Here is a 25,554-nt window from a genome sequence, read left to right on the forward strand (position 1 = left end):
GCCCCAAGGCGGGAGCGGTTAACGCTCCCCTAACAAGGGGCTTTCTCACATGGTTGGTATCTTCGCCCGGTCCTCGCGGGCCGTCGTCGTGCGTGCGCTGCTGACGGGCGCGGCATTCCTGCCCGTCGCCGCGCTGGCCGATCCGGTCGAGGACGCGCCGGTCGTCGGCGATCCCGCCGCGCCCGAGGATGGCGAGCAGGAAATCGTGGTCCGTGGCAGCCGCCCGATCGCCGAATCCGAAGCCGCGGCGCTCGAAATCCAGCGCAACAGCACCGCGCTCGTCTCGGTTATCGCCTCGGACGCGGTCGGCCGCCTGCCCGACCAGAACATCGCCCAGGCGATCAGCCGCCTGCCCGGCGTCGGTGTCGAGCGCGACCAGGGCCAGGCCCGCTACGTCAACCTGCGCGGCGCGCCCAAGCGCTGGGCCACGTTGTCGTTCGACGGCGTGAACGTCGTCAGCCCCGAAGGCCGCGCCGCGCGCTTCGATTCGATCCCCTCGGCGATCGCCAAGCAGATCATCGTGCGCAAGGCGGTGACGCCCGACATGGTCGGCGAGACGATTTCGGGTAACGTCGACATCATCACCCGGTCGGGTTTCGACCAGAGCGGTTTCCATGTCGCGGGCAAGGCCGGATACGGCATCGTCGAACTGGGCGACCGCCGCGAATTCGAAGGATCGCTGGTCGTCTCCGACCGGTTCGACACCGGCATCGGCGAATTCGCCGTCGCGTCGTCGGCCAGCCTGTATCGCCGCGGCATGGTGACCGACAATTTCGAAACCGATTGGGAAACCGTCGATCAGGACCGCCGCCCCGGCTTCGCCGACCGCATCTGGGCACGCGAGACCGAGAACAAGCTCTACCGCCTGGTCCGCAAGAATTACGCGCTGTCGACCCGCATCGACTGGAAGCCGTCGAGCGACCACCGCATCTTCGCCGAAACCATCTATTCGGCGTTCCAGGACGACGAACAGCGCAACAACTATATCTTCGATCTCGACGATCAGCAGTCGCGCCTGTCGAACGCCACCGCCGCCTGTGCGGTCAACGCGACCCCGGCCGCCGGCACGACCGGCTATGCCGATGTCTGCACCGGCAACACCCCGCTGCGCGGCACCGTCTATGGCATCGACCTGAATTCGAACTTCACGGTGCGCGCCTACAAGCAGTCGGTGTTCACCAACACGCTGGGTGGCGACCACGATCTCGACACGTGGCGGGTGTCGTGGCGCGCCAACTATACCCGGTCGATCGACGACCGGACCCAGCCGGCGCAGCTGAACTATGACAGCCCGTCCTTCGGCACCAACGGCGCGAATGCCGCCAACCGCCTGACGGTCGGCTATGACCTGACCGATCCGCAGCTGGCGCGGGTCGAGTTGTTCCGCACCATCCGCAACGCCAACGGCACCTTCGCCCGCGGTGACCGGGTGACCGCGATCGAGGATTTCCCGCGCTCGCTCAGCCGCCTGCGCTCGCTGCTCGCCGCCGACACGACCGAGGCGTACACCGCGCGGGTCGACCTGCAGCATGACGTGTTCGAGCTGCTGGGCGAAAAGACGACCTTCGCGGTCGGGCTGCGCTTCGACGACCGCACCAAGTCGGTCGACGAACGCCTGCTAGAGCTGAACAGCGCGGCACAGTTCACCGCCGCCAACATCCCGACCGGCTATGGCCAGATCGCGATCCCCGGCGGGTTCCAGGGCGAAATCCCGCTCGGCTACACCTTTCAGTATTTCGGCAAGGACCAGATCCTCGACCTGGTCGACCGGGCGAAGACGGTCGGCCGCTATGTCGACCAGACCGCCAACCTGTACGACGTGACCGAGCGCATCTATTCGGCCTATGCGATGGCGACGGTCGTCACCGATTGGGGCAATGTCGTCGGCGGCGCGCGGATCGAGCATATCCGCAATACCGCGTCGGCCTTCGCGACCCCGAACGGCACGACCTTCACCCCGCTGACCGCCGAGAGCGACCTGACGTTGGTCTATCCCAGCCTGCACGTGAATTATGACGTGACCGATCAGATGAAGGCGCGGCTGTCGTTCAGCACCGGCGCGGCCCGGCCCGATTATGACGATCTGCGCCCGAACCTGACCTTCAACGACGCCAACCTGACCATTTCGGGCGGCAACCCCGATGCGAAGCCCGAAAAGGCGATGGGCGTCGATGCCTATGTCGAATATTACGGGTCGACCGGCGGCTTCCTGTCGTTCGGTGCCTATTACAAGCGGCTGCGCGACGTGCTGTTCGGGACGACGCGCACCTTCAACAGCGACATCCTGAACCTCGGCGGGGTCGACCGGTCGCAATATCTCTATTCGACGATCGACAATGGCGGGACCGGTTCGATCATCGGCGTCGAAGGCGCGATCCAGCAGCAGCTCGACCCGTTCGTCGCCGATCTCGGCCTGCCCGAATGGGTCGGCGGCTTCGGGGTGCAGCTGAACGCGACCCTCAACCGCAGCCGCGCCGAGACCCCCGATGGCCGGCGGGTGCAGCTGCCCGGTGCGTCGGATGCGGTCTACAATGTCGGCGTCTATTACGAGAAATACGGCTTCTCGGCGCGCGTCCAGTATCAGAACCGCTCGCCCTGGCTCGACGATATCGGCAGCGTCGCCGATGGCGGCGACTTCTATTGGGGGAAGGATAACGAGCTCGACGCGTCGCTGCGCTATGCGATCAATTCGAACGTCGAGTTCTTCGGCAATTTCAGCAACCTGCTGGACGGACCCGGCCGCCGTTACGTCCGCCAGAGCCAGTACACGATCGAGCGGGAGACCTTCGGTCGCCGCTATCAGGCCGGCGTGCGGGTGAACTTCTGATGCGGCGGGCGGCGATCGCGGCGCTGCTGCTCGGCGGGTGTGCGGTGACGCCCCCGCCGGCGGCGACACCGGGCGCGGTGCCGATGGTGGCGGCGGTGGCGGAGACCGACCCGGTCGACACCGCCGCCGACGCCGCCGACGATCCCGCCATCTGGCGCAACCGGCGCAATCCGGCCGACAGTCTAGTGATCGGCACCGACAAGCAGGCCGGCATCCATGTCTATGCGCTGTCGGGCAAGCGGCTGAGCTTTACGCCGGCCGCGCGGCTCAATAATGTCGACCTGCGCGAGATCGGCGGCCGGGTGATCGCCGCCGCCAGCGACCGTGCCGACGAAGCTCAGGCGCATGTCGCGCTGTTCACCCTCGACACGGTGGCGAAGAAGCTGGTGCCGATGGGGCGCTTTCCCGTAGGTCCGGGCGAAGCATACGGCATGTGCCTGTGGACCCGCGCCCGCGACAAGGCACTGTTCGGCTTCGTCGTGATGAAGGACGGGCGCATCGATCAGGTGGCGATCGACACGCGTGGGGCGACGCCGACGGTCCGCACCGTCCGTTCGATGAAGGTCGGGACCCAGGCCGAGGGCTGCGTCGTCGACGACCGGACCGGCACGCTCTACGTCGCGGAGGAGGATGTCGGCCTGTGGCGCTTCGCCGCCGATCCCGCCGCGCCCGTCACCGGCACCGCGATCGCGCGGGTCGACGGCACGACGCTGGTTGCCGATGCCGAAGGGCTGGCATTGGCCCCTAGCGGGCGCTCCGGCGGCTATCTGGTGGTCAGCAGCCAGGGCGACAATGCCTATACCCTCTACCGCCTGCCGGGCGTGACCTATGCCGGCCGCTTCCGCATCGGCGGCGGCATGATCGACGGGACCAGCGAGACCGACGGCGTCGACCTGATGCTCGGAGATTTCGGACCGGGTCTGCGTCACGGCCTGTTCGTCGCACAGGACGGCGACAATGCGCCCGAGACGCAGAATTTCAAATTCGTCGCGTGGGATGCGGTGCGCAGGGCGCTGAAGCTGCGCTGACGCCGAAGGAACGGACGCCTTGCGCCACTCCGGACCCGTTCCGGGGTGGCGTTGCCGCGTCCGGGAAACCGGCGGGATCGCTATCGATGTTCGAGAAGCCGCTGGATGCCCCGTGAGGATTCGAACCTCAATTAACGGAGTCAGAGTCCGTGGTCTTACCTTTAGACGACAGGGCAGCGTCGCAGCGAGGGCGGTCCGATAGGCTGGACCGGCAAGCGTGTCAACGCCGAATCATGCGATTCGTCGCAACGCCTTGTCGATCGCGACCGGCTTCGCTAGGTTGATCGCCAGACACCGAGCGGCGTTCGGCCGTGACGGATAGAATATAAGCGAGTGACGGCATGGGGGATATGTCCGCCCGGTTGCCGCACCGGGGGGCGCGCAGCGCTTCCCGCCCGGCATCCCATACGCCAGCGCGCCCGCGCTGGCCGGGCGCGCGTCATTATGCCGCGCTCGACCTTGGCACCAATAACTGCCGGCTGCTGATCGCCCGGCCGCAGGGGGACGGCTTTGCCGTCGTCGACGCGTTCTCGCGGATCGTGCGACTGGGCGAGGGGCTGGCGGCGACCGGTCGCCTGTCCGACCTGGCGATGGACCGCACCGTCGCCGCGCTGAAGATCTGCGCCGAAAAGCTGAAGCGCCGCGACGTGACGCTGGCCCGATCGGTCGCGACCGAGGCGTGCCGCCGTGCCAGCAACGGCCCGGCGTTCGTCGAGCGGGTGCTCGCCGAGACCGGCATCCATCTCGACATCATCACTGCCGAGGAGGAGGCGCGGCTGGCGGTTCTCGGCTGCCATGCCCTGCTCGAACCCGGCACCGGCCCGGCACTGGTGTTCGACATCGGCGGCGGATCGACCGAACTGGTGCTGCTCGACGCTGCGGGGCCGGTGCCGCGCGTGCTCGACTGGCATTCGGCGCCTTGGGGGGTGGTGTCGCTGACCGAAAGCCTGGGCGGCGGGCGTGCCGCGCCGATGGCGTCGGGGGCCTATGCGCGGATGCGGGCGTGCGTCGAGGAGAGTTTTGCGCCTTTCGCCAGGCGGCTGCCGGTGACCGATCAGCCGCGCCGCCTGCTCGGCACCAGCGGCACGGTGACGACGCTCGCCAGCGTCCATCTCGGCCTGCCCGCCTATGACCGATCGCAGATCGACGGGCTGATCGTGCCGGCCGATGCGATGCTGGCGGTCAGCCAGCGGCTGGCGGGCATGGACTTGGCGCAGCGCGGCACGGTGCCGTGCATCGGCAGCGAGCGCGCCGATCTAGTGGTCGCGGGCTGTGCGATCCTCGAATCGATTCTGGCGCTCTGGCCCGCCGAGCGGCTAGGGATCGCCGACCGTGGGATTCGCGAAGGAATCCTGCGCCGTTTAATGGCAGGAACCCGATGACCCGCGGAAGCCCCCCCGGCCGGCAGCGCGTGCGCACCGCACGCTCGCGCTCGGCCCAGTCGACACGCTGGCTCGAACGCCAGTTGAACGACCCCTATGTGAAGAAGGCGCGGGCGGAGGGCTATCGCAGCCGCGCCGCGTACAAGCTGATCGAGCTGGACGAACGCTTCAAGCTGTTGCGCGGGGTGAAGCGCGTCGTCGATCTCGGCATTGCGCCGGGCGGCTGGACGCAGGTCGTGCGCAAGGTTCGGCCGGAATGCACCGTGGTCGGCATCGACCTGTTGCCGGTCGACCCGATCGACGGCGTGACGATCCTGCAGATGGACTTTCTCGCCGATCACGCCCCCGACCGGCTGCGCGAGGAACTGGGCGGGGAGGCCGACCTCGTCCTGTCCGACATGGCGGCGAACACCGTCGGCCATCCGCAGACCGATCACCTGCGCACCATGGCGCTGGTCGAGGCGGCGGTGATGTTCGCCTGCGAAGTGCTGCGCCCCGGCGGCGATTTCGTCGCCAAGGTGCTGGCGGGCGGGGCCGACAACGCTCTGGTCGCCGAACTGAAGCGCAATTTCCAGGCGGTGAAGCACGCCAAGCCGCCAGCGAGCCGCAAGGATTCGTCCGAATGGTATGTCATCGCGACGAACTTCAAGGGCCGGCGCGACGCCGGGACCGGAGCGGGGACGGACGAACCGTCCCCGGATACGCTCACGGAATGATCCGGTCGGCGCGCAGCCGTTCGAACAAGGCGAAGAACGCGTCGTCGGTCGCACGATAGCCGGTGAAGCCCAGCCGCCGGCTTTTCGACATGTCGGCGACGACCTCGATCGGGCGGCCGAGGTCGGCGTCGGTATGCCATGGCGAAGCGAGGCGGCTCAGATCGGCTTCGGCCAGACCATGGCGTTCGGCGATCGCTGCCCAGCGTCGTGCGTCGCCGGCCATCTGCTCTTCCAGCGGACGGACCGTGCCGTCGAACGGTGCTGCCTCGACGCCGAACCAGTCGGCGAGGCGTTCCCACATCCATTGCCAGCGGAAGACGTCGCCATTGACGACGTTGAACGCCTGATCGTGCGCGGCATCGGTCTGCGCAGTCCATAGCAGATGTTCGGCGAGCAGCCCGGCATCGGTCATGTCGGTCAGCCCCTGCCACTGCGCCGCCGATCCGGGGAAGACGAACGCCCGGCCCGCGTCGCGGCACAGCGTCGCATAGACCGCCAGCGTGGTGCCCATGTTCATCGCATTGCCGACTGCCTTGCCGATCACGGTATGCGGGCGATGGACGCTCCACGTAAAACCATCGCGCTGGGCGGCGGCGAACAATTCGTCCTCCTGCGCATAATAGAAATTGGCGATGTCCAGCCGTGGCTGATTCTCCCGGAACGGCGTCTGCGGCAGCGTGCCCTTTCCATAGGCTTCGAACGGCCCGAGATAATGTTTGAGGCCGGTAACCAGCGCGACATGACGCGGACGATCGGGTGCGGGCAGGGCGTCGAGCAGGTTGCGGACCATCGCGCCGTTGACGCGGATATTCTCCGCCTCGCTGTCCTGCCGCGCCCAGGTGGTGACGAACACCGCGTCGGGACGCAGGTCGGCGAGTGCCGTGCGCGTTCCTTCCGCATCGGACAGGTCGGCGACGACCGGCTGCACGCCGTCCTGCGCGACCGGGCGGCGGGCGAGACCATGCACCGTCCACCCCTGCGCGTTCAGCAGCGTCGCGGTCGCGCTGCCGACGATGCCGCTTGCGCCCACCACCAAAGCCGTCTTCGTCATATTCAAACTTCCCTTGTCGAACGAAGTCAGCCAGCTAGGCACGGTCGCACCGGGGTTGAAGACGGCACCGGCTCCGCCCCCAGGCACCAGAAGGTACCCAGTCATGCAGCCAGGATTGGACGAAACCGAATGGCGAGAGGATTGCGCCCCGCGCCGCGTCCTGTCGCTGTTCGCGACCAAATGGACCAGCATGGTACTGCACACGCTGCATGCCCGGCACGGCGGCGCCGCGCGGACCGGCGTGTTGCTGCGGAGCCTGCCTGGCATCTCCAAGAAGATGCTGACGCAGACGCTGCGCGAGATGGAGGCGATCGGCCTGATCGAGCGCGAGGTACAAGCGGTGATGCCGCCCGCTGTCGAATATCGGCTGACGGTGCTGGGCCGACGCTTCGTCGAGCCGGTGACGCTGCTCTACGATTGGGGGCGGCGCAATGCCGATGCGCTCGACGCACTGGGCAGCCGCGCGGGCGCGCGGCGGGAATAAGGCTTCGATCCCGCTCGGTCCGTTCGTCCTGAGTAGCCATTGAGCAAAGTCGAAATGGCGTATCGAAGGACCGTTGGTCGCGGGTGCTTCGATAAGGATCAGGTCGGATCGTCCCCCGGACGATCCTGAACCATGCGGGGCATGGTTCACCTGATCCTCCTCGACGTCGCTCAGCCCCTACTCAGTACGAACGGTTATTCCCCGGAACGGAGCCAAAACAAAAAGGGCGGCCCCGCAGGACCGCCCTCTTGTGTCTCGTCGATCCGTCGGCCTCAGCCGTCGTAATCGCCGCCGACATTCTGGTTGCGCGGCGGCGCGGCGGCGGTGAGGCGCAGCGCCTCTGCCGACGCGGCCAGCGAACCCAGTTCGTCCGGTGCCTCTTCGTCGTCGATCTGCACCTTCTGCATCGAGGTGATGACCGATTCACGCAGATGGTCCGGGGTGATATTTTCCTCGGCGATCTCGCGCAGCGCCACGACCGGGTTCTTGTCGCGGTCGCGATCGAGGGTCAGTTCGGCACCGCCCGAAATCTGGCGGGCGCGCTGGGCAGCCATCAACACCAGGTCGAAACGGTTGGGGATCTTGTCGACGCAATCCTCGACGGTGACGCGCGCCATGAAACGCCTTCCTTGCAAAGAACGGAGGGTATCGGAAAGCAGGCTGTGTAACCGTCGGCCCGTACAAAGTCAATGAAACTCGCCCGCGCGCTGGCCGTTACGCCATGACAACGGATCGGAGAGAGCATGGGCGGCGCGGGCGAACCGACTTTCACCGTGGCCGGCAACCGCCTGACGCTGCTGACCGAGGGACGGGCACGGCTCGACGCGCTGCTGGCGCTGATCGCCGGTGCGCGCCGGTCGCTGCGCATCCTGTTCTATATCTGGGAAGAGGATGCGGTCGGCACGCGCGTCCGCGATGCACTGGTCGACGCGGCTCGGCGTGGGGTGCGCGTCGCGCTGATCGTCGACGGGCTGGGCGCGGAGGCGGCGGCCAGTCGCGGCTTTTTCGGACCGCTGCGCGAGGCGGGCGGCGATGTCTGCGTGTTCGTGCCGCGCATCGGGCGGCGCTATCTGCTGCGCAATCACCAGAAACTGGCGCTGGCCGACGATGCGCGGGTGATCGTCGGCGGCTTCAACATCGAGGACGCCTATTTCGGCACCGTCGAGCAGCAGGCGTGGCGCGATCTGGGGCTGCTGGTCGACGGGCCGGCGGCGGGGCGGCTGGCGGGCTATTTCGATGCGCTGAAGGCGTGGACCGCGCTGCCCGGCGCGCCCTTGCGGAAATTGTCGCGCATGTTGCGGCAATGGAGTGAGGAAAGCGGCCCGATCCGCTGGCTGCTGGGCGGTCCGTCGCGGCGGCTTTCGCCCTGGGCCAGAACGGTGAAGCACGAGATCCGCACCAGCGAGCGCATCGACATGATCGCCGCCTATTTCGCGCCGGGGCCGCTGATGATGCGCCGGCTGGACAAGGCGGCGAAGCGGACCCGTCTGCGGATCATCGTGCCGGCGAAGACCGACCACGCCATCGCCCTTCTCGCGGCGCGCTTCACCTATCGCAACCTGCTGCGCCACCGGATCGAACTATACGAATATCAGCCGACCAAGCTGCACACCAAACTCTTCGTCGCGGACGATGCGGTGCATATCGGGTCGGCCAATTTCGACGTGCGATCGATGTTCCTGAACATGGAGCTGATGCTGCGGGTCGAGGACGAGGCGTTCACCGCGCATCTGCGCGCTTATATGGACGGCGAAGTCGCCCATTCGCAGCGGATCACCCGCGAACTGCACCGCGAACGATCGGGCTGGTGGGCGCGCGTAAAGCAGGCCGGGGCTTATTTCATCATGTCGGTCCTCGACCCACAGGTCACCGCTCGACTTAACCGGGATTAGCGCAAACCGCTTGTGACTCGCGGCCGTGCGGTCCATCGGGCGCGCATGGATATACCCGCACTCTACGCCCGACTAATACAGGCGATCGGCGACGGTACCGGCATGGCCGACAGCCTGCTCCATGTGCATGCCGGCATGGCGGTGCTGCTGATCACCCGCATCGTCACCGGCTATCGCCTGTCGACGCCGGTGCCGCTCGCCGTGGTGGCGCTGGCCGAACTGGCCAATGAGGTGCTCGACCGCATCTATTGGGGATCGTGGCGGTGGGAGGATACGTCGCTCGACATCCTCAACACGATGTTCTGGCCGACGATGCTGTTCATCGGCCTGCGCCTGCGCGACCGGTTCGAACCACGCGCCAAACCGCCGGCATCAGGGAACGTCGCCTGATCGCAAGCGGTTATGTCGGGCAAGGAGAATTGCCATGGCCGACACCCCCGCCCATCCCAAGGTCGATCCGGATCGCACCGAACCGATGAACGCCTTTGACCGGCCAAGCGGCTATTCGGGGCAGGAATATGATCGCGAGCGGCAGGCGGAACAGGCCGCTGCCGGGGCACGGCCGGCCAGCCCGACGCCGTCCGACGATGGCCGCGAGATTCCGCCCGAAGCGGGCCGCCGCGCCTTCGTCGCCGCCGATGGCGAGGTCCATGGCAGCGGCGCCAATGCCGGTGGCGGTGCGCAGGGCGAGAATTTCGACGACGATGCGCCGGGTGAGGGGGCGGGGGTGCCGCCCGCGGAACGCGCGCCGGATCGGTAAGCCCCGCACGTCACCCCAGCGCAGGCGCGTTACCCCTTCGCCTCGCCGATCAGCTTCGCCGCCTCGGCACCGGCCCAGTCCATGCCGCCGGTCACCCGCCATAGTTCCTTGCCCGACGCATCGTACAGGATCGTCGTCGGCAGGCTGGCGTTCATGCCGGTCGAGAATTTCAGGTCCGCGTCGCGATAGGCGACGAGATTGGCGAGCTTGCGTTCGGTCAGGAACGGCTGGACCTTGGCCGGTTCCATGTCTTGCGACACGGTCAGGACGTGGAGCGACGCCTTGTCGCGCGCGGCCAGCGTGTCCAGCGTCGGCATCTCGCGCACGCACGGCGCGCACCAAGTCGCCCACAGATTGACCAGCACCGGCTTGCCGCGGAAATCGGCGAGCGTCACTGTCTTCCCAGCACCATCCTGGAACTGGTAGGTCGGCATCGCTTCGCCCTTGTGGCTGCGATCGACCTTTGCAGCGGCTTCGGGGGCGGCGTTGTTGGCAGGCGCGGTGACGTCGGGCACGGTGCCGTCGCCTTCCGCAGCCGCTTGCTCCGGCGCGGCGGCTCGCTTATCGCAAGCGCCGACGAACAGGCTCAGTCCAAGGAGAAGCGCGATTACCGGGCGCATGGAAGGCTCCAACAGCATGTGGGGCGGGCGCTTCGCCGAAGGCCCGTCGGCGGTGATGCGTGAGATAAACGCCTCGATCCCCTTCGACAAGCGGATGTGGCGACAGGATATCGCCGGGTCCAAGGCGCACGCAACGATGTTGGGCGCGCAGGGGATCGTCGATGCGGCGGACGTCGCCAAGATCCTCGAAGGGCTGGAAGCCGTGGCGGCCGACTATGCCGAACACGGCGTGCCAGACGACCTGACGCTGGAAGACATCCACATGCTGACCGAGGCGCGGTTGGCCGAGAAGATCGGGCCGGTCGCCGGGCGGCTGCATACCGCGCGCTCGCGCAACGACCAGGTCGCGACCGATTTCCGACTGTGGACCCGCGACGCGATCGATGCGGTCGACGCGGCGCTGGGGCAGTTGCAGGCGGCGCTGCTCGACCGGGCGGAGGAACATGCCGCGACGGTGATGCCGGGCTTCACCCATCTTCAGGTGGCGCAGCCGGTGACGCTTGGCCATCACCTGATGGCGTATCACAGCATGATCGCGCGCGATCGCGGGCGCTTCGCCGATGCGCGGGCGCGATTGAACTACAACCCGCTGGGGTCGGCGGCGCTGGCCGGGACCGGCTTTCCCCTCGATCGCCATGCGACGGCGCAGGCGCTGGGCTTTGCCGGGCCGACGGTCAATTCGCTCGATTCGGTCAGCGACCGCGACTTCGCGATCGAATATCTGACCGCCGCGGTGCAATGCTCGCTGCACCTGTCGCGCCTGGCGGAAGAGTTCGTGATCTGGGCGTCGCAGATGTTCGGCTTCGTGTCGCTCTCCGACCAATGGTCGACCGGCAGCTCGATCATGCCGCAAAAGCGCAATCCCGACGCCGCCGAACTGGTGCGCGGGCATAGCGGGCGGATCATGGGCTGCATGACGTCGCTGATGGTCACGATGAAGGGCCTGCCGCTCGCCTATTCGAAGGACATGCAGGACGACAAGCCGCCGGTGTTCGAAGCGACCGACCTGCTCGCGCTGTCGATCGCGGCGATGACCGGCATGGTCGAAAGCGCGACCTTCCGCCCCGACCGGATGCGCGCGGCCGCCGAAACCGGCTTCTCGACCGCGACCGACCTTGCCGACTGGCTGGTCCGCGAAGCCGGCGTGCCGTTCCGCGAGGCGCATCACATCACCGGCCGCGCGGTCAAGCTCGCCGAGGAGAAGGGTTGTCGCCTCGACGGCCTGACCATCGACGACCTGACCGGCATCGACACGCGCATCCATGCCGGCATCTTCGACGTGCTAAGCGTCGATGCCTCGGTCACGAGTCGCAAGAGCTTCGGCGGCACCGCACCCGAACGGGTCCGCGAAGCCATCGCCGCCGCGCGAGGGCAATGATGCGCGCGATCGCGGTACTTGGACTGGCGTTGGTGCTCGCCGGGTGCGGGCAGCGGCGCGACCTGCGCCCGCGCGAAAATGCGTCGCTGCCGCCCGCCCCGTACGGCGCGACCGCGACGCCGAGCTCGGCCGATCTGCTGACCCCGACGACGCAGCAACGCCCGTCGCGCAGCGATGAATTGCTGACCGAGTCGAAGGAACGCGGCGACGACCCCTTCGCGCTGCCGCCGCGCTGACCGGTCAGAAGCTGCCCTGCACGCTGGCGCCCGCGGGCAGGCCGGTGAAGGGCAGCATCGCCGCACCGTCGCCGGTCATCGCGAAGGCGAGCGTTCCGTCCTCGTTGATCGTCGCGTCCATCAGCGTGCGGCGGCGCTGACCGTCGGGGACGAGGCGGATGCGCGATTGCTGGCCGATATGCTCGGCGGTCAGCAGCATCGCGGGGGTCGGCGTGGCGACATTGCCCGGCCGCGTCACGCAACTGCCCGGATCGATCGCGACCCGCCCTTCGGCCATCGCCGAGCCGGCGATCGTCGACACCACGGGCAAATCGACCTGCCACGGCATGTCGCAGGCGAAGGGCAGATTGGGCTGGAGTGCGGCCAGCAGCGAAGCGTCAGCCGACCCCGCCACCCGGTCGAGCCGTACCCCGCCCGGGCGGAGCAGCGCCTGCCCGCCCAGATCGGTATCAGGGCCGGTCGCGGTCCAGTCGACCGCGAAGCCGAGGCTGGTCAGGCTGCGCAGCGGAGCGAAATGCCATGCGAGGCGACTGCCCCCGGCGATGCCGACTTCGCCGTTCCACACGGTGCCGCCGACGCCGCTGCGCCAGTCGTTGTTGCCGATCATCAGGCTCGCGGGCAGTGTCGCGACGATCGCGACCACGAACGAGGCTATGCCGAGCGCGGCGAAGCGGATACTATGCCTGCGTGCCTGCAACCTCGAAAGACTCGGTGATGCGATCGCGACGCTCGACGCTACGGCTGTTCCGGGATGCGGTGCTGCTGTCGTCTGCGGCATGGGCCGCCTCCCCCCTATTGGCTGCGCGCCGGGCCAAGCGCTCCGCCGCGTTGCTGGTTCCGCTGACCGGAGACCGAAGCGGCCTGGGGCTTAGCATAGCCAATGCGGCGAGGCTCGCCGAAACCGATGCGACCGCGCTGTCGGTGGTCGATACCGGCGGTAGCGCGGCGGGTGCGGTGCGCGCGGCGCGGGCGGCGGTGAAGGGCGGGGCGACGATGCTGCTGGGGCCGCTAAGCGCCGGGGAGACGCGGGCGGTGGCGGCGGCGGTATCGGTGCCGGTCGTGGCGCTGACCAACGACGCGGCGGCGCGCGGCGGCGGGGCGTTCGTGTTCGGCATCACGCCCGCACAGGCGGCGTCGGCGATCCTCGGCTATGCCAGGTCGCGGGGCGTGGGCCGGGTGCTGGCGGTCGATGACGGGACACCATGGGCGCGGGCATCAGTGGCGGCGGCCAAGGCGGCGGAGGTCGATCTGGGGCTGAGCATCACCGTCGTGCAGCCGGTCGCCGATGCCTTACCGGCGGGGCTGGAGGCCGATGCCGCGTTCGTACCCGGCGCAGCGGTGACGCTGGCCCCGGCGTTGAAGGCGCGGGGGATGCAGTTGCTGGCGACGATGCAGGGGCTCGATTACCGGCCCGATGCGGCGGGTGCGCTGGAGGGGGCGTGGATCGCCAGCCCCGATCCCGAGCGCTTCGCGACCTTTGCCACCGCATATGCCGCGCGCAACGGCGGGCGGCCTGGCGCGATCGCCGCGCTGGGCAACGATGCGGCGATGATCGCCAGGACTTTGCGCGAGGCCGATGCGATGACCCGCGAAGGCGTGCTGCGCGACGCCGGGTTCGACGGCGTGACCGGGCGGGTCCGCTTCCGCTCGGACGGCAGCTGTGCGCGCGACTTCGCGATCCTCGTCCCCACCAACGGCGTGTATCAGAAGGTGGCGGAGAGCCGCGGCGCATGACCCCTCGCCGGTCGGGGGAGGCAGGCTTCACCCTGCTCGAACTGATGATCTCGCTGGGGCTGTTCGCGCTGATCGCGGTTGCCGGCCTCGCGCTGGTCGACAGCGTAATCGGCGTCGACGGGCGGACCGAGGCGCGGCTCGACCGGGTCGCCGATCTGCAGCGCGCGATGGTGGTGATCTCGAGCGACCTCGACCAGATCGCGCCGGGGCCGCTGGGCGGCGATGCGGCGGGGCTGCGGTTCCGGCGGAGCGCGCCGGGGCTGGGCGGGCCGCCGATCGGGGTCGGCTATCGCGTCGCCGATGGGCAGTTGCTGCGGGTGGTCGATGGCCGGGCGCAACTGGTGCTCGATCAGGTGACGGCGGCACGCTGGCGCTATTTCGACGGCGGCTGGCTGGACCGCTGGCCGCCCGCCCCCGACCGCTCGCTCGACTGGCCGCGGGCGGTGGTGGTCGAGCTGCAGGTGGGCGGCCCCGGCGGCGGCAATTTGCGGCGGATCGTGACGCTGCCGATCCCGGCCAAGACCGCATGACCCGCCCGGTGCCCGAGCGCGAGGCGGGCATGATCCTCGTCAACGTGCTGATGTTCGTGGCGATTGCCAGCGGCCTCGTCCTGCTGATGATCAACCGCGAGGAAGTGGCGCTCGACCGATCGATCCGCTCACGCGAGGCGGCGCGGGCGCTGGCAGTGGTGCGCGGCGGCGAGCTGTCGGCGCTGTCAGCGCTGCAACGCGACGCACGGGTCGCGCCCGAGGCGGACTATCCGGGCGAACCCTGGGGCGCGATCAGCGAGAACGGCATCGCGATCGAGGGGGGGCGCTTCGACCTTGCGATCGCCGACGCCGAGGGGCGCTTCAACGTCAATTCGGTACGGCGCGAACTGGACCCGATCCCGCAGCTGCTGTTCCTGCGCATCGCCAAGGCGGCGGGGATCGAGGAGGAGAAGGCGGTCGCGGCCATCGCGCTGATCCGTGAGAAAGGGCCGGTGCAGGACCTGCGGCCGCTCTCTGTGTTCCTGCCGCCCGAACAGGCGCAACTGCTGGCGCGGATGGTAACCGCGCTGCCCGGCGATACCGCGATCAACCTGAATGCGGCGACGCCCGAATTGATGGCGGTGCTGTTCGAGCCGGCCAAGGCGCAGCGGCTGGTCGGCTTACGCAACCGGCAGGGTTATCTGTCGAAGGACGATCTGGCGCGCGAGGACGTGACGGCGCCGGGCGGTACCCGCTTTCAGTCCGACCATTATTGGGTCCGCACCCGCGCGACGATCGGCGAGACGGTGCAGCAGGGCGCGACCCTGATTCAGCGGATCAAGCGGCAGGAAGGTGCGCAATCGGTGTCGATCACAGTGCCGGTGGAGCGCTGGCGCAACGCGGCCATTCCGCCCGAAGTGCCTGAATTTGGCGGGTAAATCGGCCAAAGTTCACAAAGTTCACACTTGCCACAGTTTTTGCGCGCGATTGGCGTTGGGCGATATGGCGGTGTCAAAGAGCGAGCGCGGATGGCGGCCCGCGATGATGGTCGCAGGGTTGGCGGCTGTAGGAAAGTGGGAGTGATCTGGATCCACTGGTAGCGGACATTGAATAGTAGATTTGTGTCAGGCACCGTTCAGTCCTGAACTGGGAGATCCGATCATTGATAGCTGTCGCTCGTCTCTTGCCAGCCTTAGCTTTCTGCATTCCGCTGATCGGGTGCAACAGTCCGGCCTATGTCGGTTCCATTCCGCTTCCCGCTGATTGCAGCGTGTCGCCGGCAACTGACTGGAGTCTGAAGAAACGAGATCAATTAAGTGCAATGCAAGCCGTGGTAGCCTGTAAAGGACGGGGGTCAACGATGCTGACCATCACCATGATATCGCCTACTGCAAAGGAGCGTGCAGGGATGGCAGCGGCCTTTCGTGGCTGCACGTCTGGTTTGCCCACTGTTGACTTCAGCCCCAGTATGCCAGCCACGATTATGGCCGGTTTGGCCTATCGCCGCGAATGTTCTTCTGCCGCCATACCGTCTGAGTTGCGGACAATCATGCGGCAGCCGAATTTCCGCTTGCTTGACGGCGTACGTGAGTTCGCTCCTTGGATAAATGCAATCGAAGTTACTACCCGATACAGTGAAGCGTCCGCTGGAGAACACCGCCGTGCTCTGGCCCTCGGAACGGTACGGTCTGCTAGCGGAATCCAACTCGTCTGCGTTGAGCAGATCGCTGGTTCAAATTTCTTCACCGTCGAGCCGGTTCCCGAAGATGGCGAACCGGTTTCCGACTGCCTTGCCGATATCGTGGAGCCATTTCAGAAAAGAGTTAGGCTGACTTCTGTTATTAGGCGATAGCCGCCGCAACATCACTCAATACCCGATCCATGCATTCTCGATATGGCGCGGGGCCGTGCGGGGGGCGAGGAGGATGACGTCGATGCGGATGTCGCAGCCCTCGGCATAGCTCGGTGCCAGTAGCTCCGCCGCCGCCGCCACCCGCGCGAGGCGGCGTTCGTCGATGGCGTGGTCGAGATCGGCGGTCGTCGCGCGCGTCTTGACCTCGACGAAGGCGACGATCGATCCGCGTCGGGCGATCAGGTCGACTTCGCCCACCCTGGTCCGGACGCGGCGGGCGAGGATGCGCCAGCCCTTCAGGCGCAGCCACCAGCCGGCGATGCGCTCGCCGCGCCGTCCGGCATCGTCGGCGGCGACGCGCGAGGCGCGCGAACGGGGGCGGGGCGGGCGGGCGAGCACGTGGCCAGTTGTGCCGCGACCGACCCGGCGCGGCAAGTCAGCGCATCAGGCCGGCGGCGCGCAATGCCTTTTCGATCGTCGCCTGCACCGTACCGGCGGCCTGGTCGGTAGCGCCGGGTTCGGGCGTGAGGCGTTCGAGCTTCGCGCCGCGCGGTGCGGGCGTAGTGGCGGATTCGGCGGGGGCAAGCTGTTCGACGGCATCGGCCAGGCCCCAGCTCCGCGCGATCTCAATCGTGCTCGACAGGCCGACATCGAGCATGAACGGGCCGGCGGCGCCGATGCTGCTGGCGCCGTCGATCGGCACGCCATGCCCCATCGCGAGCACGCGCCATTCCTCGACCAGCGGGGTACCGGCCGGATCGCTCCACACGCGGTGCTGCCAGCCGGGCCGGACGGTCTGGCGCGGCGTAGCGGCGGACAGGCCGTGGACGCCGCGCCACTGGTCGAGCAGCGCATCCATGTTGGCGACGACGACCGTCGTGTCGGCGGTGCCGTGCCAGATGGCGACGCGCGGCATCCGCGCCGGCCCTGCCACCGCGCGCACGGTCGCGGCGGCGCCGTTGGCGCTCGGCAGGCCCTGTCCACGCATCCGCTCCAGCGCAGCGCGGACGCCGATCGCGGTGCCATAGGGCAGGCCGCCGATGATCGCGCCGGCCGCGAAGCGTTCGGGCCAGGTCGCCAGCATTACCGCCGTCATCGCCCCGCCCGCCGACAGTCCGGTTATGAATATCCGCGCCGGATCGACGCCGTGTGCCGCGACCGCCGCGTCGATCATGGCGGCGATCGATTCGGCCTCGCCGCCGATGCGGGCGATGTCGGCGGCCTCGAACCAGTTGAAGCACATATTGGCGTTGTTGGCGCGGCGCTGTTCGGGGAACAGCACGGCGAATCCCTGCGCGTCGGCGAGCGTCGACCAGCCGGTGCCGTGGTCATAGACCGCTGCGTCCTGCGTACAGCCATGCAGTGCCACGACCAGCGCCGCGCCGGGTTTCAGGTCGGCGGGCACGTACATCCGCGCGCGAAGATTGCCGGGATCGGGCGCGAAGTCGAGGTCGTGCAGCCGGTCGGGTACGCCCGGCCGTGCACCGGCCTGTTGCATCCGCGACAGACGGGCGATGGTGTTGGAGAGCGAAACCATGGTCGAAAGCCTTGCCGTCGCGGCACCCCGCTGGCCGCCCGCACAGGATATGGCCTTCATGCTGCAATGCACAATGGCAAAGCGGCAAGGGACGGTGTCGGACCGATCAGAAGAGGTTTGCCGACGCGCTTCGTTAGTGCTGCTGGCTGCTTGAATAGGGGCGATCGGCCGGGCGGCCGCCCGGTTGCGGTTCGGGGTCGGCTGCATGATGAAGCGCAGTTCGCCATAGGCCATCTATCTCGTCAGGGCATAGTAGGAAACGGGTATGCCGTTCAGCGTCACCCGCCTGATATAGCGATGCCCCCGGTCGAGCACCGCGACGATGGTCATCACCGATGCCGATCTAAAAGGTATTCGCGGCTACGACGCCGACGCAGCGCCCGCGGCGATGGTGGCCAGCGCCGCCAATGCCCCCTTATGGCGGCCTCGGCACCTATATCCGGCGCCGCTATGCGCCGATCGGCGTCGAACCAGAAGCCGCGTCAAAGTCCGTCTGACACGCTTATGACGACTGGCCGATCGCCCGCAGGGCGCGCGCGCTGGCGATCAGCGAGCGGATCGTCTCGTCGGTGGTAGACGGCGGCTGGACCAGCGTCAGCAGCGGTTGTTCGGCGCGGACCGTATCCCAAGGCGAAAAGGTCGAGCCGAAGGTGCAGGCCCACGCACAGTGATCCTTCGCAGCGGGAACAGGACGCGGAAGCGCGAGCGTGGTTGCAACGACGCCGATGGATCGGCACTGGATCGACCGTCATTGCCAGGCAGCGGTCGCCCGACCCGCCGACCTTCTGGATTACGGAGACTGTCCGATGCTTACCGACCGCCGCACGTTGATGACGCAGGGCGCTCTGCTGGGAGCCGGGCTGGCCTCGGGCACGCTCGCCCCGATCGCCGCCGCGCAGACCGGGGCGAAGGGCGGCTATGTCAGCAAGCGTCCCGCCCCCGCCGACCGCCGCTTCGTCAGCAAGGCGGTCGAGCAGGAGATTGCCCGTGTCAGTCGGATGATCGCCGATCCGGAGGTCGCGTGGCTGTTCGCCAACTGCTATCCCAACACGCTCGACACGACGGTGCGGATGGGCGTCGTCGACGGCAAGCCCGACAGTTTTGTCATCACCGGCGACATCCCCTGCCTGTGGCTGCGCGATTCGGCGGCGCAGGTGAAATCCTATCTGCATCTGGCCGGGCGGGATGCAAAGCTGCGCGAGTTGTTCCGCGGGCTGATCGCCCGCCACGCGCGCAGCGTGCTGATCGATCCGTACGCCAACGCCTTCATGGAGGACCCGACCGCCACGACGTCGCTTGCATGGGCGAAGGCCGACGAGACCGAGATGAAGCCGGGCGTCGCCGAGCGCAAATGGGAGATCGATTCGCTGTGCTATTCGATGCGGCTGTCGCACGGCTACTGGACCCAGACCCGCGATACGACGCCGTTCGACGCTAAGTGGGCCGATGCGATGCGCGCGATCGTGCGCACCTTCCGCGAACAGCAGCGCAAGGACGGGCCGGGGCCTTACAAGTTCCAGCGCGCCAGCCGCCAGCCGACCGAGACGATGCTCGCCGGCTATGGCGCGCCGACGCGCAAGAACGGCATGATCCATTCGGGCTTCCGCCCGTCCGACGATGCCTGCCAGTATCTGCTGTTCGTGCCCGCCAACCTGTTTGCGGTGACGACGCTGCGCGAAATGGCGCAAGTCGCCAGCGAAGCTCGCAACGACCATGCGCTGGCGCGGGACGCGACCGCGCTCGCCGACGAGGTCGCGGCGGCGGTCGCGCAGCACGGCACGATGCGGCTGCCCGATGGCAGCGATGTGTGGGCCTATGAGGTCGATGGCTATGGCAATGCGATCTTCATGGACGACGCCAATGTGCCCTCGCTGTCGAGCCTCGCGTGGCTCGGCTGCGTTCCGGCCGGCGACGCCCGGTGGCAGCGCACCGCGAAGGCGGCGTGGAGTGAGGCCAATCCGTGGTTCTTCAAGGGCACGGCCGGCGAAGGGATTGGCGGGCCGCATCAGGGCATGAACTATATCTGGCCGATGTCGCTGATCGTCCGCGCGCTCAGCGCGACCGACGATGCGACGATCCTTCGGTGCCTCGCCACGCTCAAGCGGACCCATGCCGGCACCGGCTTCATGCACGAGGCGTTCGAGAAGGACGATGCCGCCAAGTTCAGCCGCGACTGGTTCGCCTGGGCCAACGGGCTGTTCGGCGAACTGATCCTGCACATCGCCGCCACCCGCCCGCAGCTGCTGAAGGTGCCGCTCGACACGATCCGGGTCTGAGGCATGATCGCCCGATCGCGGCAACCGTGCCGGCGGCGCTGCCCGTCGCACGGTTGCTGCGCGACGGCAGGTACTGCGGAACGTCGCGCCAGTGCGGGCCAGGGCCTCTGCTACTGCCGGGTGCCATCACCCCAAGGGCCGATGGATGATACCGAAGTTGTCCAATGGTCGGGGAGAGAGGATTCGAACCTCCGGCCCCTGCCTCCCGAAGGCAGTGCTCTACCAGGCTGAGCTACTCCCCGACGGAGTATCGGCGGGGCGTCGAAAGCGCGCCTGCCGTTGCTTGGAGGCGCGCCTATAGCGGGCGGTATCGGGGTCTGCAAGCGAGATTCGCATGGCCGCTGTTTGGCTTTGGGCGGGAAACTGCTAGGGGCGCAGTCATCCTACTCTCTATCGATTGTGCGACCGTGGCCACTCCGCTCGAAAACTTACGCAATTTCTCGATCATCGCCCATATCGACCATGGCAAGTCGACGCTCGCCGACCGGCTGATCCAGCGGACCGGCGGCCTCGCCGAGCGCGAGATGTCGGCGCAGGTGCTCGACAATATGGAGATCGAGAAGGAACGCGGCATCACCATCAAGGCGCAGACGGTGCGCCTGGAGTGGAAAGGCCATGTCCTGAACCTGATGGACACGCCGGGCCATGTCGACTTCGCGTACGAAGTGTCGCGGTCGCTGGCGGCATGCGAGGGCGCGTTGTTGGTGGTCGATGCGGCGCAGGGCGTCGAGGCGCAGACGCTAGCCAACGTCTATCAGTCGATCGAGCATGATCACGAGATCATTCCGGTCATCAACAAGATCGACCTGCCCGCCGCCGAACCGGAAAAGGTGAAGGCCGAGATCGAGGACCTGATCGGGCTGGACACGTCGCGGGCGGTCCTCGCATCGGCTAAGGCGGGGATCGGCATCGACGACATCCTCGACGCGATCGTCGCGCAGATCCCGGCGCCCAAGGGGGATGCGAATGCGCCGCTCAAAGCGATGCTGGTCGACAGCTGGTACGACCCGTATCTGGGCGTCGTCATCCTGATCCGGGTGATCGACGGCACGATCCGCAAGGGTCAGCAGATCAAGTTCATGAACGCGGACACGACCCATCTGGTCGACCGGGTCGGCGCATTCCGGCCCAAAATTGAGTCGCTGCCCGACCTTGGTCCGGGCGAGATCGGCTTCATCACCGCGCAGATCAAGGAAGTGGCGCAGACGATGGTCGGCGACACGATCACCGATGCCAAGCGCCCGACCGCCGAAGCACTGCCCGGGTTCAAGGAAGTGCAGTCGGTGGTGTTCTGCGGCCTGTTCCCGGTCGATGCCGCCGATTTCGAGAAGCTGCGCGAATCGATCAGCAAGCTGCGGCTGAACGATGCGAGCTTCACCTTCGAGATGGAGACGTCGGCGGCGCTGGGCTTCGGCTTCCGCTGCGGGTTCCTGGGGCTGCTACATCTGGAGATCATCCAGGAGCGGCTGACGCGCGAATATGATCTCGACCTCATCACCACCGCGCCATCGGTGGTGTATCAGATCGAACTGACCCATCCCGATCCGGCCGGCATCACGCAGATCGACCTGCACAACCCGGCCGACATGCCCGACGTCAACAAGATCAAGACGATCAGCGAGCCGTGGATCAAGGCGACGATCTATGTCCCCGACGAATATCTGGGCGGCATCCTGAAGCTGTGTCAGGACCGGCGCGGCATCCAGCTGAACCTGACCTATGTCAGCGGGCGGGCGCAGGCGACGTACGAACTGCCGCTCAACGAGGTTGTGTTCGATTTCTATGATCGGTTGAAGTCGCTGTCGAAGGGCTATGCCAGCTTCGATTACGAACAGATCGGCTATCGCGAGGGCGATCTGGTCAAGATGAGCATCCTCGTCAACGAGGAGCCGGTCGATGCGCTCTCCATGATCGTCCATCGCGGCACCGCCGAGGTCCGCGGGCGCGGCATGGTCGAGCGGCTGAAGGAACTGATCCCGCGCCACCTGTTCAAAATTCCGATCCAGGCGGCGATCGGTGGCAAGGTGATCGCGCGCGAGACGATCAGCGCGATGCGCAAGGACGTGACCGCCAAATGCTATGGCGGCGACGCCAGCCGCAAGCGCAAGCTGCTCGACAAGCAGAAGAAGGGCAAGGCGAAGATGCGCGAATACGGCTCGGTCAGCATCCCGCAGGAAGCGTTCATCGCCGCGCTGCGCATGGGCGACGAAAACTGATCGTTGGAGCTTGATCCGGTTTCGCCGGATCAGGCCCATAGCGCACAAACGAAAGCGGCCGGCGCCTCAAAGGCACCGGCCGCTTTTCGTTGGTCGTCCGGCGGCTTATGCCAGAACGCGCAGAACCATCTGAACGGTCAGTGCGACCCCGGCCCAGCCGATCGCTGCCATCCCGACCATCGTGGCGATGGTGGCCCGCCCGGAATATTTGGTGTGCATCCTCGCCCTCCTTGTTCTTGTCTGGGACAGGTTGTTCCAAAACCGGGACGATTGCAAATTTCTCGACCGTACCAAACGCGCTAAACTACCGATCCAACCGAGCTTTTCTTGCAGCGCACAATGAAATTTCCGCGCCGCAAAAACATGGTTTCATCCGCACGTGCCAAAATGGAACGACTTTTTGAGCGGCATTTCGCAGCTGCGATATGGCCTTCCGGCAGTGCGGCAGCCGGAAAATTTTTTTTCAATGCTGTTTGCCGCAGGGAAATTAGCAGGCTTGAAGGCTGCAAACGTTTCGCGTCCGACCCGTACCCGGTGATTCGGATCGCATTTTGCTGTGGAACCTTTCCTCGATTCGAACGTCGGCGGAACGCCGGTTTCGGCACGACAGGGAGAGTGTAGATGACCGATAGCGACCGTTCGTTCGATGCGGCGAAGCAGGCGACCGACCAGATGAAGGCTGCGGGCGAACGGATGCAGGCGGCCGGCACGCAGATGACCGAACAGGGATCGCAACTCGGCCTGACCATCCTGTCGCAGGCCGAATCCAACACGCAGGAAGCGTTCAAGGCGATGCGCGCCGCCGCCCAGGCCCGCGACCTGAACGAAGTCATGAAAATCCAGTCGGACTATATGCGCGAACAGGGATCGCGATCGATGTCGCAGGCACGCGAGGTCGGTGAAATGATCGCCCAGTTCGGTCGCAACGCCCTGGGACAGATGACCGGGCGCAACTGATCGCGCTATGCCGGATCGTTGGTCGCGGTCGATGCTGCGACGAATGGGTCGTGCATTGGGGGTAGGATGAAGAACTGGTTCCTGTGGCTGTTCGCCGTGCTGACGCTGGCGGGAACCGCAAATGCCCAATCGAAGCCGCCGGTGGTGCTGGCCGCGGCCAGCCTGCAGGAATCGATGAACGCCGCGGCGGATGCTTGGGCCAAGCGCGGCCATGTCCGCCCGACCCTGTCGTTCGCCGCGAGCTCGGCGCTGGCACGACAGGCGGCAGCGGGTGCGCCTGCCGACCTGTTCGTTTCCGCCGACGTCGAGTGGATGGACGATCTCGACCGGCGCGGACTGCTCGCGCCGAACAGCCGGGCGAACCTGCTCGGCAACCGGCTGGTGCTGGTGGCACCGACCGGGAGCAAGGTCCGCGTCGCGTTGCGGCCGGGCGTCGATTTGACGCGTGCGCTGAACGGCGGGCGGCTGGCGATGGCCGATCCCGATGCGGTGCCGGCCGGGCGCTATGGCAAGGCGGCGCTGACCCGGCTGGGCGCGTGGGACCGCGTCGCGCCGTCGGTGGTGCGCGCCGAGAATGTCCGCGCCGCGCTGGCGCTGGTCGAACGCGGCGCGGCGCCGCTCGGTATCGTTTATGCCACCGATGCCAAGGCATCGGCCAAGGTTCGGGTCGTCGGCGTGTTTCCGGCGGCGAGCCACCCGCCGATCGTCTATCCGATCGCACGGCTGAAGGCGTCGCAAAATGTCGAGGGCGAGCGGTTCCGCCGCTTCCTCGTCAGCCCGGTAGGCAAGGCGATCTTCGTGCGCTACGGTTTCTCGACGCGTTGACGTTCGAAACCAGCGAATGGGCGATCGTCCTGCTGTCGCTGAAGATCGGCGGCGTGGCGATGCTGGCGGCACTGCCGGTCGCCTATGCGCTGGCATGGGTGCTGGCGCGGGGGCGGTTTTCGGGCAAGGTGCTGCTCGACGGGGTTATCCATTTGCCGCTCGTATTGCCGCCGGTGGTGACCGGATGGCTGTTGCTCCTGGCTTTCGCGCCAGCCGGACCGATCGGGGCATGGCTGGAGGCGTGGTTCGGGGTCAGCGTGTTGTTCCGCTGGACCGGCGCGGCGATCGCGGCGGCGGTGATGGCGTTGCCGCTGATGGTGCGTGCGATCCGGCTGTCGATCGAGGGCGTCGACCGGCGGCTGGAAAGCGTCGCGCGGACGCTGGGTGCCGGGCGTGCGCGGGTATTCTGGACGGTGACCGCGCCGCTTAGCCTGCCGGGCGTGCTGGCCGGCATGGTGCTGGGCTTCGCGCGGGCACTGGGCGAGTTCGGGGCGACGATCACCTTCGTATCGAATGTGCCGGGCGAGACCGCGACGCTGCCGATCGCGATCTATAGCGCGCTGCAGGTGCCGGGCGGCGAGTCCGGCGTGGTCCGGCTTGCCGGCATGTCGGTGGCGCTGTCGCTGATCGCGCTGGTCCTGTCCGAATGGCTGGCGCGGCGCAATGGTCGGGGTGGCCATGTCCTTTAACATCGACGTGACCGTGCGGCTGGGCGAGGCGGTGGTCGGTGCGGTGGTGCCCGATGACGGGCGGGACAGCGGGCTGACCGTGCTGTTCGGCCCGTCGGGCGTCGGCAAATCGAGCGTGCTCAACATGGTCGCCGGGCTGTTGCGCCCCGCCGCGGGACATGTCCGGGTCGGGGGTGCGACGCTGTTCGACAGTACCGCCGGGATCGATATCGCGGTGAAGGATCGCTGCTGCGGCTATGTGTTTCAGGAGCCGCGGCTGTTCCCGCATCGTCGGGTCGCGGCCAATCTGCGCTATGGCATGCGGCGCGGCACGCCGCCGATCGGCTATGACGACATGATCGCGCTGCTGGGGCTGGAACATCTGCTCGACCGCTGGCCGGCGACGCTGTCGGGCGGCGAGGCGAAGCGGGTCGCGATCGGGCGGGCGCTGCTGTCGGGCGCGCGGTTCCTGTTGATGGACGAACCGCTCGCCTCGCTCGACCGTGCCCGGCGCGAGGAGGTGATGACCGCGATCGAGCGGCTGCGCGACACGTTGCGGCTGCCGATCCTGTACGTGACGCATGACGCGGCGGAGGCGGAGCGGCTGGCGACGCGTATCGTCGCGATGTGACCATCATACTGCCG

The 25,554-nt window shown here is 67.3% G+C and carries 27 protein-coding genes and 2 tRNA genes; 20 read left to right on the top strand and 9 right to left on the bottom strand.

The annotated features are described in order from the left end of the window. The first annotated feature begins 49 nt into the window (after positions 1-49). Together ACTHQV_RS05255 and ACTHQV_RS05260 are read left to right on the top strand one after the other, a co-directional pair. A complete protein-coding gene (locus ACTHQV_RS05255) occupies positions 50-2,827 on the top strand; it encodes a TonB-dependent receptor (protein WP_440488737.1) in 2,778 nt (925 codons plus the stop codon). Next, positions 2,827-3,855, top strand: coding sequence for a phytase (locus ACTHQV_RS05260; protein ID WP_440488739.1), 1,029 nt, complete (start codon positions 2,827-2,829; stop codon positions 3,853-3,855). Before ACTHQV_RS05255 ends, ACTHQV_RS05260 begins: the two co-directional genes overlap by 1 nt. A gap of 102 nt (positions 3,856-3,957) precedes the next feature. Here ACTHQV_RS05260 and ACTHQV_RS05265 read toward each other — a convergent pair. Beyond that, positions 3,958-4,031 (bottom strand) — tRNA-Gln (locus ACTHQV_RS05265). 165 nt (positions 4,032-4,196) lie between these two features. On the opposite strand from ACTHQV_RS05265, the gene ACTHQV_RS05270 reads away from it, so the two are divergent. Further along, positions 4,197-5,237, top strand: a complete 1,041-nt coding sequence (locus ACTHQV_RS05270; protein WP_440488740.1) for a Ppx/GppA phosphatase family protein — start codon at positions 4,197-4,199, stop codon at positions 5,235-5,237. Next, the gene (locus ACTHQV_RS05275) at positions 5,234-5,953 is read left to right on the top strand and encodes an RlmE family RNA methyltransferase (RefSeq protein ID WP_440488742.1); all 720 of its coding nucleotides are present in this window, start codon (positions 5,234-5,236) and stop codon (positions 5,951-5,953) included. The genes ACTHQV_RS05270 and ACTHQV_RS05275 overlap by 4 nt, the downstream gene beginning before the upstream one ends. Here ACTHQV_RS05275 and ACTHQV_RS05280 read toward each other — a convergent pair. Further along, a complete protein-coding gene (locus ACTHQV_RS05280) occupies positions 5,943-7,004 on the bottom strand; it encodes an SDR family oxidoreductase (protein ID WP_440488743.1) in 1,062 nt (353 codons plus the stop codon). The two genes, ACTHQV_RS05275 and ACTHQV_RS05280, sit on opposite strands and share 11 nt — an antisense overlap. A gap of 103 nt (positions 7,005-7,107) precedes the next feature. On the opposite strand from ACTHQV_RS05280, the gene ACTHQV_RS05285 reads away from it, so the two are divergent. Next, positions 7,108-7,488: a winged helix-turn-helix transcriptional regulator gene (locus tag ACTHQV_RS05285; RefSeq protein WP_440488744.1), complete on the top strand. Its 381-nt coding sequence runs from the start codon at positions 7,108-7,110 to the stop codon at positions 7,486-7,488. 272 nt (positions 7,489-7,760) lie between these two features. Here the strand turns inward: ACTHQV_RS05285 and rpoZ are convergent, their stop codons facing one another. Beyond that, on the bottom strand, positions 7,761-8,105 hold the full coding sequence (rpoZ, locus tag ACTHQV_RS05290) for a DNA-directed RNA polymerase subunit omega (protein WP_055758348.1): 345 nt from the start codon (positions 8,103-8,105) through the stop codon (positions 7,761-7,763). A 126-nt stretch (positions 8,106-8,231) separates the two neighbouring features. On the opposite strand from rpoZ, the gene ACTHQV_RS05295 reads away from it, so the two are divergent. From ACTHQV_RS05295 to ACTHQV_RS05305, 3 genes are read left to right on the top strand one after another with little or no spacing between them, the layout of a single operon-like run. Next, the gene (locus ACTHQV_RS05295) at positions 8,232-9,380 is read left to right on the top strand and encodes a phospholipase D-like domain-containing protein (protein ID WP_440488745.1); all 1,149 of its coding nucleotides are present in this window, start codon (positions 8,232-8,234) and stop codon (positions 9,378-9,380) included. 45 nt (positions 9,381-9,425) lie between these two features. Further along, positions 9,426-9,770, top strand: coding sequence for a hypothetical protein (locus ACTHQV_RS05300; protein WP_440488747.1), 345 nt, complete (start codon positions 9,426-9,428; stop codon positions 9,768-9,770). Between the two features lie 34 nt (positions 9,771-9,804). Then, positions 9,805-10,140, top strand: a complete 336-nt coding sequence (locus tag ACTHQV_RS05305) for a hypothetical protein (protein ID WP_440488748.1) — start codon at positions 9,805-9,807, stop codon at positions 10,138-10,140. A gap of 29 nt (positions 10,141-10,169) precedes the next feature. Here the strand turns inward: ACTHQV_RS05305 and ACTHQV_RS05310 are convergent, their stop codons facing one another. Continuing rightward, the gene (locus tag ACTHQV_RS05310) at positions 10,170-10,655 is read right to left on the bottom strand and encodes a TlpA family protein disulfide reductase (RefSeq protein ID WP_440488749.1); all 486 of its coding nucleotides are present in this window, start codon (positions 10,653-10,655) and stop codon (positions 10,170-10,172) included. A gap of 121 nt (positions 10,656-10,776) precedes the next feature. On the opposite strand from ACTHQV_RS05310, the gene argH reads away from it, so the two are divergent. After that, positions 10,777-12,138 carry an argininosuccinate lyase gene (gene argH / locus ACTHQV_RS05315; RefSeq protein WP_440488886.1) on the top strand — a complete coding sequence of 454 codons (1,362 nt, stop codon included), beginning with the start codon at positions 10,777-10,779 and terminating at the stop codon, positions 12,136-12,138. Further along, positions 12,135-12,374 carry a hypothetical protein gene (locus ACTHQV_RS05320; protein ID WP_440488751.1) on the top strand — a complete coding sequence of 80 codons (240 nt, stop codon included), beginning with the start codon at positions 12,135-12,137 and terminating at the stop codon, positions 12,372-12,374. The genes argH and ACTHQV_RS05320 overlap by 4 nt, the downstream gene beginning before the upstream one ends. 4 nt (positions 12,375-12,378) lie before the next feature. On the opposite strand, the gene ACTHQV_RS05325 is transcribed toward ACTHQV_RS05320, so the two are convergent. Continuing rightward, positions 12,379-13,017 carry a hypothetical protein gene (locus ACTHQV_RS05325; RefSeq protein WP_440488752.1) on the bottom strand — a complete coding sequence of 213 codons (639 nt, stop codon included), beginning with the start codon at positions 13,015-13,017 and terminating at the stop codon, positions 12,379-12,381. A 71-nt stretch (positions 13,018-13,088) separates the two neighbouring features. On the opposite strand from ACTHQV_RS05325, the gene ACTHQV_RS05330 reads away from it, so the two are divergent. The 4 genes from ACTHQV_RS05330 to ACTHQV_RS05345 all read left to right on the top strand — a co-directional run bounded on the left by ACTHQV_RS05330 (position 13,089) and on the right by ACTHQV_RS05345 (position 16,430). Then, positions 13,089-14,108, top strand: a complete 1,020-nt coding sequence (locus ACTHQV_RS05330; RefSeq protein ID WP_440488753.1) for a hypothetical protein — start codon at positions 13,089-13,091, stop codon at positions 14,106-14,108. Further along, positions 14,105-14,638 carry a type II secretion system protein GspJ gene (locus ACTHQV_RS05335; protein WP_440488755.1) on the top strand — a complete coding sequence of 178 codons (534 nt, stop codon included), beginning with the start codon at positions 14,105-14,107 and terminating at the stop codon, positions 14,636-14,638. Before ACTHQV_RS05330 ends, ACTHQV_RS05335 begins: the two co-directional genes overlap by 4 nt. After that, the gene (locus ACTHQV_RS05340) at positions 14,635-15,516 is read left to right on the top strand and encodes a general secretion pathway protein GspK (protein ID WP_440488756.1); all 882 of its coding nucleotides are present in this window, start codon (positions 14,635-14,637) and stop codon (positions 15,514-15,516) included. The genes ACTHQV_RS05335 and ACTHQV_RS05340 overlap by 4 nt, the downstream gene beginning before the upstream one ends. Positions 15,517-15,938: 422 nt before the next feature. Beyond that, positions 15,939-16,430, top strand: coding sequence for a hypothetical protein (locus ACTHQV_RS05345; protein WP_440488757.1), 492 nt, complete (start codon positions 15,939-15,941; stop codon positions 16,428-16,430). A 15-nt stretch (positions 16,431-16,445) separates the two neighbouring features. Here the strand turns inward: ACTHQV_RS05345 and ACTHQV_RS05350 are convergent, their stop codons facing one another. Together ACTHQV_RS05350 and ACTHQV_RS05355 are read right to left on the bottom strand one after the other, a co-directional pair. Continuing rightward, positions 16,446-16,829, bottom strand: coding sequence for a YraN family protein (locus tag ACTHQV_RS05350; RefSeq protein ID WP_440488759.1), 384 nt, complete (start codon positions 16,827-16,829; stop codon positions 16,446-16,448). 37 nt (positions 16,830-16,866) lie between these two features. Beyond that, positions 16,867-17,967, bottom strand: coding sequence for an extracellular catalytic domain type 1 short-chain-length polyhydroxyalkanoate depolymerase (locus ACTHQV_RS05355; protein WP_440488760.1), 1,101 nt, complete (start codon positions 17,965-17,967; stop codon positions 16,867-16,869). An 806-nt stretch (positions 17,968-18,773) separates the two neighbouring features. On the opposite strand from ACTHQV_RS05355, the gene ACTHQV_RS05360 reads away from it, so the two are divergent. Beyond that, entirely contained in the window at positions 18,774-20,243 is a 1,470-nt protein-coding gene (locus ACTHQV_RS05360; protein ID WP_440488762.1) for a glycoside hydrolase family 125 protein, read from the top strand. Between the two features lie 165 nt (positions 20,244-20,408). Here ACTHQV_RS05360 and ACTHQV_RS05365 read toward each other — a convergent pair. Beyond that, positions 20,409-20,485, bottom strand: a tRNA-Pro gene (locus ACTHQV_RS05365). A gap of 165 nt (positions 20,486-20,650) precedes the next feature. Here ACTHQV_RS05365 and lepA point away from each other — a divergent pair. Next, a complete protein-coding gene (gene lepA / locus ACTHQV_RS05370; RefSeq protein WP_440488764.1) occupies positions 20,651-22,459 on the top strand; it encodes a translation elongation factor 4 in 1,809 nt (602 codons plus the stop codon). Between the two features lie 299 nt (positions 22,460-22,758). On the opposite strand, the gene ACTHQV_RS05375 is transcribed toward lepA, so the two are convergent. Then, complete coding sequence (locus ACTHQV_RS05375; protein WP_440488766.1) at positions 22,759-23,064, bottom strand: hypothetical protein; 306 nt, start codon at positions 23,062-23,064, stop codon at positions 22,759-22,761. 16 nt (positions 23,065-23,080) lie between these two features. Here ACTHQV_RS05375 and ACTHQV_RS05380 point away from each other — a divergent pair, with 16 nt between their 5' ends. The 4 genes from ACTHQV_RS05380 to ACTHQV_RS05395 all read left to right on the top strand — a co-directional run bounded on the left by ACTHQV_RS05380 (position 23,081) and on the right by ACTHQV_RS05395 (position 25,540). Beyond that, positions 23,081-23,416, top strand: coding sequence for a phasin family protein (locus ACTHQV_RS05380; protein WP_440488767.1), 336 nt, complete (start codon positions 23,081-23,083; stop codon positions 23,414-23,416). Between the two features lie 66 nt (positions 23,417-23,482). Next, positions 23,483-24,241 carry a molybdate ABC transporter substrate-binding protein gene (gene modA / locus ACTHQV_RS05385; protein WP_440488769.1) on the top strand — a complete coding sequence of 253 codons (759 nt, stop codon included), beginning with the start codon at positions 23,483-23,485 and terminating at the stop codon, positions 24,239-24,241. Further along, entirely contained in the window at positions 24,238-24,930 is a 693-nt protein-coding gene (modB, locus tag ACTHQV_RS05390) for a molybdate ABC transporter permease subunit (protein ID WP_440488770.1), read from the top strand. The genes modA and modB overlap by 4 nt, the downstream gene beginning before the upstream one ends. Then, positions 24,920-25,540: an ATP-binding cassette domain-containing protein gene (locus tag ACTHQV_RS05395; protein ID WP_440488772.1), complete on the top strand. Its 621-nt coding sequence runs from the start codon at positions 24,920-24,922 to the stop codon at positions 25,538-25,540. Before modB ends, ACTHQV_RS05395 begins: the two co-directional genes overlap by 11 nt. Positions 25,541-25,554 lie beyond the last annotated feature (14 nt).

Origin of the sequence: Sphingomonas sp. SAFR-052 (genome assembly GCF_051965015.1) — a bacterium.
Taxonomy (GTDB): domain Bacteria; phylum Pseudomonadota; class Alphaproteobacteria; order Sphingomonadales; family Sphingomonadaceae; genus Sphingomonas.

Bases quoted from the DNA above. Each gene is read 5' to 3' on its own strand.
- ACTHQV_RS05255 (WP_440488737.1), top strand. From the start codon at position 50: ATGGTTGGTATCTTCGCCCGGTCCTCGCGGGCCGTCGTCGTGCGTGCG.
- ACTHQV_RS05260 (WP_440488739.1), top strand. From the start codon at position 2,827: ATGCGGCGGGCGGCGATCGCGGCGCTGCTGCTCGGCGGGTGTGCGGTG.
- ACTHQV_RS05270 (WP_440488740.1), top strand. From the start codon at position 4,197: ATGGGGGATATGTCCGCCCGGTTGCCGCACCGGGGGGCGCGCAGCGCT.
- ACTHQV_RS05275 (WP_440488742.1), top strand. From the start codon at position 5,234: ATGACCCGCGGAAGCCCCCCCGGCCGGCAGCGCGTGCGCACCGCACGC.
- ACTHQV_RS05280 (WP_440488743.1), bottom strand. From the start codon at position 7,004: ATGACGAAGACGGCTTTGGTGGTGGGCGCAAGCGGCATCGTCGGCAGC.
- ACTHQV_RS05285 (WP_440488744.1), top strand. From the start codon at position 7,108: ATGCAGCCAGGATTGGACGAAACCGAATGGCGAGAGGATTGCGCCCCG.
- rpoZ (WP_055758348.1), bottom strand. From the start codon at position 8,105: ATGGCGCGCGTCACCGTCGAGGATTGCGTCGACAAGATCCCCAACCGT.
- ACTHQV_RS05295 (WP_440488745.1), top strand. From the start codon at position 8,232: ATGGGCGGCGCGGGCGAACCGACTTTCACCGTGGCCGGCAACCGCCTG.
- ACTHQV_RS05300 (WP_440488747.1), top strand. From the start codon at position 9,426: ATGGATATACCCGCACTCTACGCCCGACTAATACAGGCGATCGGCGAC.
- ACTHQV_RS05305 (WP_440488748.1), top strand. From the start codon at position 9,805: ATGGCCGACACCCCCGCCCATCCCAAGGTCGATCCGGATCGCACCGAA.
- argH (WP_440488886.1), top strand. From the start codon at position 10,777: ATGTGGGGCGGGCGCTTCGCCGAAGGCCCGTCGGCGGTGATGCGTGAG.
- ACTHQV_RS05320 (WP_440488751.1), top strand. From the start codon at position 12,135: ATGATGCGCGCGATCGCGGTACTTGGACTGGCGTTGGTGCTCGCCGGG.
- ACTHQV_RS05330 (WP_440488753.1), top strand. From the start codon at position 13,089: ATGCGATCGCGACGCTCGACGCTACGGCTGTTCCGGGATGCGGTGCTG.
- ACTHQV_RS05335 (WP_440488755.1), top strand. From the start codon at position 14,105: ATGACCCCTCGCCGGTCGGGGGAGGCAGGCTTCACCCTGCTCGAACTG.
- ACTHQV_RS05340 (WP_440488756.1), top strand. From the start codon at position 14,635: ATGACCCGCCCGGTGCCCGAGCGCGAGGCGGGCATGATCCTCGTCAAC.
- ACTHQV_RS05345 (WP_440488757.1), top strand. From the start codon at position 15,939: ATGCTGACCATCACCATGATATCGCCTACTGCAAAGGAGCGTGCAGGG.
- ACTHQV_RS05355 (WP_440488760.1), bottom strand. From the start codon at position 17,967: ATGGTTTCGCTCTCCAACACCATCGCCCGTCTGTCGCGGATGCAACAG.
- ACTHQV_RS05360 (WP_440488762.1), top strand. From the start codon at position 18,774: ATGCTTACCGACCGCCGCACGTTGATGACGCAGGGCGCTCTGCTGGGA.
- ACTHQV_RS05380 (WP_440488767.1), top strand. From the start codon at position 23,081: ATGACCGATAGCGACCGTTCGTTCGATGCGGCGAAGCAGGCGACCGAC.
- modA (WP_440488769.1), top strand. From the start codon at position 23,483: ATGAAGAACTGGTTCCTGTGGCTGTTCGCCGTGCTGACGCTGGCGGGA.
- ACTHQV_RS05395 (WP_440488772.1), top strand. From the start codon at position 24,920: ATGTCCTTTAACATCGACGTGACCGTGCGGCTGGGCGAGGCGGTGGTC.